An 11434-nucleotide genomic window follows, 5' to 3' on the forward strand; every position below is an offset into this window, starting at 1 on the left:
AGGTAGTTACAATCAGGACAACGTTTTTACCGATATAAAGTAAGCTTGATGTTCCAAGGAAAAGGAAAGTAAGAATGTTATGGATAGTGGTCAAATATCTGACAACGGCGGCAATTGTCGTCGCCATTTCTGAAGTTGCGAAACGTAGTGACAAAGTGGGCGCATTAGTCGCAGCATTACCCACTGTGACCATATTGGCGCTCATTTGGATGTATATCGAAGGTCAAGAAACCGAACAGCTTTCCAATCATGCGCTTTTTACCTTTTGGTACGTATTGCCAACCTTACCGATGTTTTTGCTTTTTCCATATCTACTGAGCAAATATTCGTTTTGGCTCACTATGCTGATTAGTTGCGTGGTGTCGATTGCGTGCTTTGCGATCACACATTATGCAGCGAAACAATTCGGGATCAATTTGCTGTAACTAAGCTTTTTTAAGTGCAACATTCCTCAACAAAGAGTAAGACGCTTTATCGAGGGGATCTCGCTCGATACTCTTCGCATGCCGTTTGTGGTGCCGTTCTTCACGTTATAGGCTGAATCAAGCAGCTTAGATTTTTCGACCGCCTATTTATTTTTACAATGACGGCGGAGGCAATGCTGACGCAGACTTCGATGATTTCGTATTGTCGATGACAGTTGGCCAAGAGAGTGCACCATTCGGTGTTGTTCCCACTGGCGTCGTGCCAGAGCCATCTTCATTAGCAGTCTTTGGTTTAGGGCTATTTGGGGTTGGCTTGTTGCATCGCCGTCAGGCAAAGTAACGTCTCGCTCATACGAGCAAAGAACCCGTGGCGAGACCGCAGTTTTGAGTCAATGGTTCATTCCCCCAACAGTTAAGTGATGATTGGTAAAGGTCTAGTGAGATTGCTAGGCCTCTTATCCACTCATCCACTCATCCATTCATACTTCTATGAAACGAGCTTGTTTATGTTGTGACTAACTTACCGCTCTATAACAAGTTTATTACCTTGGCTTATCTATCTGCTGAATTCAGCATCGCCAATCCTCGCTGATTTATTTCGATCTTTGATTTAGGCAACAAAGCTAATATCAGCTGCTATTCTTACATTTGACAATGTTATTAATTGTTGAAGAGCAAAATGGAAAATACTTGCTCAATCATTTGTCCAATATGCATTTCCAAGGAGAGACAATGCAGAGTGTTGGGGTAAGACCGCGTAGAGCAAAGCTGAATAGGTTTGTTAAGTATGGATGCATTCTGATTGGTGGGTCTTTAGCTGCTATCTTGCTTTTTGAATGTGTATTGCGTTTGCTTTACCCACCCCATAATTTCTTGACACCGAACGTTTCTCATCATGAAAGTTTGGGGTATCACATAAAACCCTTTCATGCCGGTCACGATGCTTGGGGTTTTCGAAATCAAACGATACCCGCTGAGGTTGATACGGTCGTCATTGGCGATTCTTTTGCCTATGGCGTCTCAGTTAGTGCGCGCGATGCATGGCCTGAAGTTCTTGCAAGTAATGTGGCCCTGCCAATATATAACTTGTCGGTGGGGGGCTATGGGGTGAGGCAGTATCAGTATTTGCTTGAAACTTATGCCACTCAGCTGAGCCCGAGACAAGTTATTATCAGCTTGTATTTAGGTGACGACATAGCGGTGAAGCCCCCTCATTTTAATCGAGGCAATAATCAAGAAAAGTCGTCCGTTCAATATCGATTTAACTTGCGCCGTTGGCTTGCTTCAAACAGCTTTCTTTATCACGTTATTGTGCAGAGTGCCGTTGGAGACTGGATAAGGTTGGTTGAAAACTGGTGGTTGACTAACGAGTCGAGCAGCGAGCGTTATATCTATTTTGATAACACAGCTAATCGCACCATATTCACACCAAAGCCTAGACTAAAAAATCTCGATCTATCTCGCGAGAGAAATCAAATAGGTTTAACGGCGTTAAAGTCGATAATTTTAGAGATGGAACGCTTTTCCGCTAGTAAAAACATGGCCTTTAAAGTGGTCGTTTTCCCGACAAAAGAGCGTGTTTACAAAGAGCATTACCTTTCAGTTGGCAATGAAAACTACCCAATCATGAATCAACTGTTTTCTGCTGAAGATGAAGTGCGAAAGCAGCTCACAAGATTCTTATATGAGCATCAGATTGCCCATTTAGATTTATTAGAGTCACTGGTTCAAGAAAATAGGAAGAGTAAACTTTTCTTTCAGGATGCAAATGGGCATATGGCCAGAGAAGGACATAAGGTAGCGGCGAAAAGGATTGCAGATGAACTATATTGAGACTACTCACGGTGATTTAAATTCTCATTTTAATTCTATATCGTGGGATTGAACTGATGCTTTTTCCAACATTTGAATTTGTCTTTGCTTTTTTACCGCTCTCGTTAAGCTTGTACTGGATGACCTTTTTCTATCGTCCAACCGAGTCGATACGAGTGATGCTGGTAATATCCCTCGTGTTTTATTTTTTGCCTAATTGGTTGCATGGTCACATCATTATTGCCTCGATACTGGTGAACTTTGTCATATCAAAGTATGTACAAAAAACAGGTAAAATCGCGAAGTATTTCCTCATCTTGGGTATTGCCTATAACCTTGCTGTTATCGGTTACTACAAGTATTCCTTCTTTTTTGGGGAAATATTTTATTATCTCACCGATATCGATATGGGACTGACTAAGTTTATTCTTCCGGTTGGCATCTCATTTTATACCTTTCAACAAATTGCCTATTTAGTGGATTGTTACAAAGAAAAGGATGTCGACTACAGTTTTTGGCATTACAGCTTATTCGTGACCTTTTTTCCACAACTTATCGCTGGGCCAATTGTTCACCATAAAGAGTTGATTCCTCAGTTCATGAGACTGAAAAATCTTGGTTTTAACGGCGAGTGGTTTGCAGCAGGCGCGTTTATATTCATCATCGGTTTAGCTAAGAAACTACTGCTTGCGGATAACCTTGAAGTATTAGCAACAGAAGTGTTCTCCCATGCAGATAAAGGTGATTACATTGGAACCTTCGCGGCGTGGGTCGGTGCGCTGAGTTATACGCTACAACTATACTTCGATTTTTCAGCCTATTCGGATATGGCAATTGGGTTAGGCTTGATGTTTGGTATAAGGTTGCCAATTAACTTCTTATCCCCTTATAAGTCAGAATCCATTGTTGAGTTCTGGCGGCGCTGGCATATCACTCTGTCGGCTTTTCTTCGTGATTACCTATATATCCCTTTAGGTGGCAACCGAAATGGTGCAATAGGTCGTTATCGCAACCTAATGTTGACGATGTTGATAGGTGGTTTATGGCATGGGGCGGGTTTCAACTTCATTATATGGGGTGGATTGCACGGATTCTATCTCATCGCTAACCACGCCTTTCAATCAGCGACCAGAAACATAAACTTATCTAGCTTTAAACCCCTATTTGTTCTGGTTACGCTTTTCTTTGTGGTTATCGCTTGGGTGTTTTTTAGAGCCGAAACGTTACATGGTGCCATGACCATTGTTTATCAGATGCTAAGCTTTTCATCAGCAACCTCTGAAGTTATTCAGGTGCAGCCCTATATGATCTTTCTAATTGTTGTTGGATTTTTCATTACACAATTTACGCCAAACGTATCACAGATGTTCGAATACCAGGGTTGGAAAACCCCAGATGACTGGCAACCAATAACGATCTTTTTTGACAAGTTTAAATTCCGCAAAGGAGCGCTGGCATATATCAGTTGTTTACTGGCTGCATCCTTAATGTTCATGGCACAACCCACAGTATTTATTTACTTTAACTTTTAATTATGAAATCTAGTCCTAGTTATCACTTAAAACTCTTGATTACTTGCTTGCTAGCAAGCATGACTTTGTTGGTCGGCATTTCCTTCCTGCCTGATTCGCCTTATACGCGTTATCGTTTGCTTGATATTGGTTCATATAAAGCCGCAGCATGGATTTATGAACGTATTCACTTTGATGACACGCCGATCGATGTTGCGTTTTTTGGTACGTCCCATACCATGAATGGCATCGATAGTCGCTTGGTCGAGCAGTCGCTAGGTGACGATGAGCTCCGAGTTGTTAACTTTGCGATTCCCCATTTTGGCCGGGACATGCACTACACGTTGGTTAAACAGTTATTGGAGAGTCGCAAGCCAAAGCTTATTGTACTTGAAGTAAGAGAGCAAGAAGCGAGAGATCTCCATCCAGGTACGCATTATCTTGCGCAGCCAGAAGATCTTTACGCTGCGCCTTGGATTGTGAATCTGAGGTATTTTGGTAATCTTATTCGTCTACCATTAAGGACCATTAAAACGGCATCTTATGATTCTTTTCCCGAGTTTTTTGGGTTTAAAACGGGCTTCTCAGCGGTGGACTATCACGGTTCACATCTTAACAATGCCATATCTTGGGCAGATGGAAAGGAGAGGGTGGGTGTTGCCTCGGAACAATCATTACATCCAATGAAGGGTATCTCAAGGCCATTAGGTTGGCTTGACGAGTTAACGTTCTACCTCTCTCATAATGCTAACTTCTATTATGTTGAGCAGATTTCGGAATTAGCTGAAAAATATAATGTACCAATAGCGTATGCATATATACCAAGTTTTGGTGCGCCAGACGTGTCTGTATTTGCCGACCAATACCCTGACAATCAATGGCTCTATTTTGATGAGCGTATATTTAAAGAGAAATCCAACTGGGCTGATCCGGGCCACCTAAACAAAAACGGAGCGATAGCTCTCTCCATGGATGCTGCGAATAAACTCATTCCCTATTTTAAAAAACACTAAATCTTTTACATGACTAAGCAATCCCAAGGTAAACCACTATTCAGGACTGGTCCCCTATTCCATCTCTGCGTCAATTCTTAGAAATAGTCTGAATTGTATTGGCGAGTATGCATGAACTTAAATTAGTGATATGGGCTAGATATCATATCTTCAATCCGTTCAGGAAAGGCCTAAACTGAGTTAGGCTCGAAAAGCAACATGCCGTTTCATCAAATTGCCTGTAATAATAAGCCGCTTGCGATATGGCAAACGGCTTGTGAAGTGCGAGTCAAAATGACAGTGAACAGTAAAAGAGTATATAAAGCATGTCCTTTAGTTCAATGCCTATAGCTGAGATTTGCGGCGACGCAGCAGCCCTAATCCAAGTAGACCAGCGCCGAAGAACGCAATACTGGCAGGCTCAGGAACAGAGACGACACTACCGATCGAAAAGTCAATATCAGCTTGGCCTGCTTTCCCATTAGTATTGATCGTAAACTCTATCGCACTGACGTCCGTAAAATCTACCCCTACAAAGTCACTGAAAGCAAGGGCGGCTAGACCCGTAGTAGCACCCGAAGCGGTATACACGACAGTGTCAGTCTCGGTACCTAACGCAGACCAGACTTGCACTCCGAACGTAAAGCCAAGGTCAGTATCAATGACATCCAGTAGGAAGGCGTCACCGCCATTAAGGGTAAGGTCTACAGAGCCTAAACCTGCGGTATCAATATTTACCGCATCATTGTCATTGCCGTCGTACTGAATTTTACCCTCCGCGACTACACTTGAACCTGTACCATAACTAAGACTTCCTGCTGCCACCGACAGAGCGACACCAGTCAATGAACCTTCGGGGTTATCTAACAGCTTAACCCAGAGATCGCGCTCCCCGCCTAGGATACCAAGGGGATCATCATACGTTGCTTCGCTTGGATTACCACTACCTGAGTCATCGACTGTCGTATCTTGCACATAGTTCACACCAATTGCATCAGGGTTGTCAAAATCGTCAATGATCACAGCATTTGCTTGCGAGGCGAACGCTAGCGAGGTGGCGAGCGCAGTGTACAGCCCATATTTAGCTATTTCCATGTGTATTTCCTTATCGTATTTAGAAGTTAATACAAAGTTTGTTACTGCGCTTTATTAACAGCAGCATTCGTGCCAAATCGGAAAGATGTTTTTTATCAGTTACTTGTGATTGTTAGGTTAACGATGTAGATGAGAAGTGTAAAAATTACTGACATTTTCCCTTTCGCTTCATTGCTCGTTTGTACTTCGACTCTGTTGCTTGCTGAGTGCTCAATTTCGGTGGAATGGTGGCTCAGTTGAGTGACAGGGGCATATACCATCAAATCCTGTCGAATATCTTCAATTAGTCCAGTTTGACGATGGCACCCAATGATCACTGTGTTCGAATGATCCCAATTACGGTTTGAATTGTTTTTGAAGTTAGGAGATTGGGTGATGAGTCAGATCCCAGAATATGTCAAAGGTCACGGGTTGTTGAAAGATAAATCCGTATTGATCACCGCGGCGGCGGGGGCGGGTATCGGTTTTTCTGCCGCTCAGCGCGCACTTGAGGAAGGATGTCGTGCCCTGATGATATCGGACATTCATCCGGGGCGGTTAGATAAAGCAGTGACCGCATTGCAGGAACAGCATCCAGATACGCCAGTTTACGGTCAGTTGTGTAACGTCACCAAGCAAGAAGAAGTGGATGCCTTGGTTTTGCAAGCTAACAGCAAACTGAATGGTATCGATGTGCTTATCAATAACGCCGGACTGGGCGGCCAGAAATCGATTATTGAGATGAGTGATGACGAATGGTCACTCGTTCTTGATGTGACGCTAACGGGCACTTTCCGCATGACACGTGCGGCACTGCCTTATATGCAGCAGCGTAAGAAGGGCGTCATTGTTAACAACGCATCGGTACTCGGCTGGCGAGCACAAAAAGAGCAAGCCCACTATGCCGCAGCAAAAGCGGGCGTAATGGCACTAACTCGATGCAGTGCGTTGGAAGCGGCAGAGCATGGTATTCGTATTAATGCGGTATCCCCTTCTATTGCGTTACATGACTTCCTAAAGAAAGCCTCTTCAACAGAACTATTGGAACAACTGGCAAGTCGGGAAGCCTTTGGACGCGCTGCTGAAGTGTGGGAAGTGGCGAACGTAATGATGTTCTTGGCTAGTGACTATGCCTCTTACATGACCGGTGAAGTCGTGCCTGTCAGTTCACAACGCGCTTAATGGAGAATAACCGTGTCAAATGTAACCATCACCAATCCAGAACAACTGCTCAGCCTTGAGGGAAAGACGCTAGGTACGACAGAGTGGCTGACCATATCACAGCAACGCATCAATTTATTTGCTGAAGCAACCAATGACCATCAGTGGATTCATGTTGACGAGGAAAAAGCGGCAAAAGGGCCTTTTGGTGCGTGCATTGCGCATGGCTATTTAACGTTGTCGCTTGCCAGTGATTTCCTTTTTCAACTTATCGATATTCAAAATTTGGCAATGGGTGTGAATTACGGTTGTAACAAGATCCGTTTCCCTGCGCCCGTTCCCGTTGGCAGTCAAATTCGTGGACGCGGTGACGTGATCCGCGTAGAGAAGATCGGTGAAGCATATCAAGCCGTCATTCGAATCACGATCGAAATTGAAGGTTCAGAACGTCCAGGTTGTGTCGTGGATACCATCAGTCGTTATTCATTCAAGTAAGGTCAAGGAGTAGACAATGAAAAAAGCGGTTATTGTTTCGGCGGCTCGCACCGCATTGGCGAAATCATTCCGAGGAAGTTTTAATGACACCGAAGCCCCCGTTCTTGGTGGTGCTGTGGTGAAGGAAGTGGTTGAGCGAGCCCAGATCGATCCAAGCCTCGTTGAGGACGTTATTATGGGCGCGGCGGTTCAACAAGGAACGCAGGGCTACAACATTGGTCGTCTTTGTGCGTACACCGCTGGTCTGCCTCAATCGGTACCGGGCATGGCTATCGACAGAATGTGCGCGTCTGGCCTGATGACCATCAGCGTTGCGGCAAACAACATCATGACGGGTGACATGGAAGTGGTGGTAGCCGGTGGTGTTGAATCACTTTCTTTGACGCAAACCAAGCACAAAAACAGTTACCGTGCACGCTCAGAAGCCGTGATCGAACAGGCGCCATCGGCTTACATTCCGATGATAGAAACAGCAGAAATTGTCGCCGAACGCTATGGCATCACGCGTCAGCAGCAAGACGAATACGCACTACAGAGTCAGCAACGTACTGCGGCAGCACAAGAAGCCGGCCTGTTTGATGATGAAATTGTACCTCTTAGCGTAAATAAGCTGATATTTGATGAAAATCGTCAGCCAGCGGGTCACGTGGAAGTTCGTGCCGACAAAGATGAATGTAATCGCCCATCGACGGATTATCAAAGCCTAGCGAATCTAAAAACGGTCTGGAGCGATGGCGCTTACGTTAAGCAAGGCCAGCACATTACCGCGGGTAATGCCTCTCAGTTTGCTGACGGTGCGGCAGCCACACTGCTGATGAGCGAAGAGAAAGCGAAGCAACACGGTCTCGATATCATGGGTGAGTTCAAAGGAATGGCGGTTGCTGGCTGCAAACCAGAAGAGATGGGCATTGGTCCAATTTACGCAATTCCAAAGCTGCTTAACCGATTCGATTTAAAAGTGGATGATATCGGCTTGTGGGAAATCAACGAAGCATTCGCCAGCCAAGTTATTTACTGTCGTGACAAGCTTGAGATCCCAAATGACCGCTTGAATGTCAATGGCGGTGCCATTTCTATTGGTCACCCGTTTGGCATGTCCGGTGCGCGCATGGTCGGTCATGGCCTGCGTGAAGCGAAACGCCGAGGTGTTCGTTACCTTGTGGTTGCCATGTGTATTGGCGGCGGTATGGGTGCTGCAGCACTGTTTGAAGTGAAGTAATAGGAGAGCTTACGTTGTCTGTTTATGAGCATGTATGGTCAAGGAAAGAGAATTCATTGCTGAATGTCTCTGTGACCGAAAAGGTCTGCTTCATTACGCTCACTCGTTCAGCCAGTTTAAATGCATTTAATCAGCAAATGCGTGCCGAGTTAGTTGACGCTTTGACACTCATTAATGATGACGCGCAAATTAGAACCGTGGTGTTGCTGGCTGAAGGCCACTGTTTTTCTGCCGGTGCCGACTTATCTGAACTTTCCAACGAGTGCGATGACGTTCAGGTTCAACTGATAGAAGAGTATGCGCCAATCTTCAATATGATTCGCCATTCTGACAAAATTTTTATCGCCGCTGTTCATGGTGTTGCTGCTGGTATCGGCGCAGCATTAGCGATGAGTTGTGACTTATTAGTGATGGCCGACAACGCTCAGTTATACCCGGCATTTATGTTACTTGGTTTAGTACCGGATGGCGGAACAAGTTGGCATTTTGTCAAGCAGCTCGGGTATCGACAATCACTTGAGTTATGTCTTGAAGCAAAAAGCATGGATGCTGAGATGTGCCTTGACTTGGGGTTAACCAATAAAGTGGTGACACACCATGAATTAAAGCCATTTGTAGCTGATTGGGCGGAAAAGTTTTCTAAGGGGCCTTCAATCGCACAACGCCATGTTAAGCCGCTATTACAACAGGTTGAAAAATTGTCGTTCGAACAAGCATTTGCAATGGAAGCAGAGCTGCAGCAGCAGTGTTTTATCAGTCAAGATTTCGAAGAAGGATTATGTGCCTTCTTTGAAAAGCGTCAGCCTATCTTTTCAGGGAAGTAGGTAAAAAGGAGAGAATATATGCGTGAATCAATGGAATTTGATGTTGTGATCGTGGGGGCGGGCCCATCTGGTTTAGCGTCTGCTTGTCGACTTATGCAACTGGCACAAGAAGCAGAAAAAGAACTGTCAGTCTGTGTGGTCGAAAAAGGGGCTGAAGTGGGCGCGCACATATTATCCGGTGCGATTGTCGAACCTCGTGCTTTGGATGAGCTCTTCCCAAATTGGAAAGAAGAAAATGCGCCACTCACTTGTGGTGTGACGCAAGACCAGGTGATTATTTTAAAAGACGAGGAAATGAGTGTTTCGCTACCTCACTTTGCTATTCCTAAGCCAATGCATAACGATGGTAACTACATTGCCAGTTTGGGCAATGTGTGTCGTTGGTTGGCACGCAAAGCGGAAGAGATGGGCGTCGAAATTTTCCCCGGCTTTTCAGCCAGTGAAGTGCTGTACCATAAAGATGGTTCGGTAAAAGGCATCGCCACGGGTGACATGGGGCGTGACAAATCAGGTCAGCCTAAAGCGAGCTTTATGATGGGGATGGAATTGCATGCCAAATACACCCTATTCAGCGAAGGCGTGCGCGGTCATCTCGGTAAACAAATTATTGAACACTTTGAGCTAAATAAAGCGTGCGATCCACAGCATTATGGTTTGGGCATCAAAGAGCAGTGGGAGATCCCGGCAGAAAAACACACTCCAGGTTTGGTCGTGCATGGCTCGGGTTGGCCACTAGGCAGCGAAGCTTCGGGTGGTTTTTTCTTATATCACGGTGACAACAACCAAGTTTCTGTTGGTCTGATAGTTGATCTCAACTATCGCAACCCATATCTGAACCCTTATGAAGAATTCCAGCGCTTAAAGCATCATCCAGACATTGCTGCTCATCTTGAAGGCGGCAAGCGTTTGGCATATGGTGCTCGCGCGATCTCAAAGGGTGGCCTTAACTCATTACCTTCGATGGTCTTCCCTGGCGGTATGCTGATTGGTTGTAATGCTGGCACGCTGAATGTAGCAAAAATTAAAGGCACCCACACCGCAATGAAGTCGGGCATGTTGGCAGCAGAAGCGGTATTTACGGCCTGTACGAGCGAAAAAGGGTTGACGGGAGCAGACTTCGAAGCGCGCTTAAAAGCGTCTTGGCTATATGACGAACTGTATCGTAGCCGAAATTTCGGCCCAGCACTGCATAAGTTTGGTTTATGGGCCGGGGGAACGTTTAACTATCTAGACCAGAATTTGCTTGGCGGTAAAGCGCCAATCACGCTGCGCGATAGAGAGTACGATCATGCCAAATTGCAGCCAGCGGAGAAGTATGAGCCAATCGTATACCCTAAGCCAGATGGTGTACTGAGCTTTGACAAAAACTCCTCTGTGTTTATGTCCAATACCAATCATGAAGAAGATCAGCCTTGTCACCTGCAGTTAACGGACTCCGATATCGCGATCCAAACTAACTTACCCGTCTTTGCTGAGCCAGCGCAACGTTATTGTCCAGCAGGGGTTTATGAAGTGGTTGATGATGAGCAGGGTAAGCGCTTGCAGATCAACGCACAAAACTGTTTGCATTGTAAGACGTGCGACATCAAAGACCCGTCACAAAACATTACTTGGGTTTCGCCAGAAGGCGGCGGTGGCCCAGGTTACCAAAATATGTAACACCTCTCTTTGTGCACAATTAGCCAGTATCTTGTTGATGCTGGCTTTAATTCAATGACAAGTGAGAGAAAGAACAAGACTAGAAGGAAATTGTCATGAGCTTATCACCAGGGGCGAAATTCCGGCTCGCCGTTGAGCAAAACGATCCGCTACAAATTGTTGGCACCATCAACCCGTACACCGCAATGATGGCCAAAAATGTCGGCCACCAAGCGATTTACTTGTCGGGCGGGGGCATTGCTAATGCCTCTTACGGCCTGCC

Annotated in this window: 11 protein-coding genes and 1 pseudogene; 11 read left to right on the forward strand and 1 reads right to left on the reverse strand. The window is 45.3% G+C overall.

The annotated features are described in order from the left end of the window. Positions 1–74: 74 nt before the first annotated feature. From ACVA54_RS12060 to ACVA54_RS12080, 5 genes are all read left to right on the forward strand, one after another. Positions 75–425 carry a DUF3147 family protein gene (locus tag ACVA54_RS12060; protein WP_099079455.1) on the forward strand — a complete coding sequence of 117 codons (351 nt, stop codon included), beginning with the start codon at positions 75–77 and terminating at the stop codon, positions 423–425. 208 nt (positions 426–633) lie between these two features. Beyond that, on the forward strand, positions 634–765 hold the full coding sequence (locus ACVA54_RS12065; RefSeq protein ID WP_446620130.1) for a PEP-CTERM sorting domain-containing protein: 132 nt from the start codon (positions 634–636) through the stop codon (positions 763–765). Positions 766–1079: 314 nt separating this feature from the next. After that, complete coding sequence (locus ACVA54_RS12070; protein ID WP_446617539.1) at positions 1080–2258, forward strand: SGNH/GDSL hydrolase family protein; 1179 nt, start codon at positions 1080–1082, stop codon at positions 2256–2258. Positions 2259–2314: 56 nt separating this feature from the next. Next, positions 2315–3769 (forward strand): MBOAT family O-acyltransferase, encoded by a 1455-nt coding sequence (locus tag ACVA54_RS12075; protein ID WP_119464426.1) that lies wholly within the window; start codon positions 2315–2317, stop codon positions 3767–3769. A gap of 59 nt (positions 3770–3828) precedes the next feature. Beyond that, positions 3829–4761, forward strand: coding sequence for a hypothetical protein (locus tag ACVA54_RS12080; protein ID WP_446580794.1), 933 nt, complete (start codon positions 3829–3831; stop codon positions 4759–4761). 324 nt (positions 4762–5085) lie between these two features. Here the strand turns inward: ACVA54_RS12080 and ACVA54_RS12085 are convergent, their stop codons facing one another. Beyond that, positions 5086–5835 carry a PEP-CTERM sorting domain-containing protein gene (locus ACVA54_RS12085; protein WP_446620128.1) on the reverse strand — a complete coding sequence of 250 codons (750 nt, stop codon included), beginning with the start codon at positions 5833–5835 and terminating at the stop codon, positions 5086–5088. A 375-nt stretch (positions 5836–6210) separates the two neighbouring features. Between ACVA54_RS12085 and ACVA54_RS12090 the strand changes: the two genes are divergently transcribed. The 6 genes and pseudogenes from ACVA54_RS12090 to prpB all read left to right on the forward strand — a co-directional run. Further along, the gene (locus ACVA54_RS12090; RefSeq protein ID WP_099079461.1) at positions 6211–6996 is read left to right on the forward strand and encodes an SDR family oxidoreductase; all 786 of its coding nucleotides are present in this window, start codon (positions 6211–6213) and stop codon (positions 6994–6996) included. Between the two features lie 12 nt (positions 6997–7008). Next, entirely contained in the window at positions 7009–7470 is a 462-nt protein-coding gene (locus ACVA54_RS12095; protein WP_099079462.1) for a MaoC family dehydratase, read from the forward strand. A 16-nt stretch (positions 7471–7486) separates the two neighbouring features. Next, entirely contained in the window at positions 7487–8689 is a 1203-nt protein-coding gene (locus ACVA54_RS12100; protein WP_099079463.1) for a thiolase family protein, read from the forward strand. 56 nt (positions 8690–8745) lie between these two features. Further along, complete coding sequence (locus tag ACVA54_RS12105; protein ID WP_446620129.1) at positions 8746–9513, forward strand: enoyl-CoA hydratase/isomerase family protein; 768 nt, start codon at positions 8746–8748, stop codon at positions 9511–9513. A gap of 18 nt (positions 9514–9531) precedes the next feature. Continuing rightward, positions 9532–11172 (forward strand): electron transfer flavoprotein-ubiquinone oxidoreductase, encoded by a 1641-nt coding sequence (locus tag ACVA54_RS12110; RefSeq protein WP_099079465.1) that lies wholly within the window; start codon positions 9532–9534, stop codon positions 11170–11172. Positions 11173–11267: 95 nt separating this feature from the next. Further along, positions 11268–11434 (forward strand): annotated as a pseudogene (prpB, locus tag ACVA54_RS12115) (methylisocitrate lyase); the annotation flags it as partial.

It is taken from the genome of Vibrio sp. PNB23_22_6, assembly GCF_052877535.1.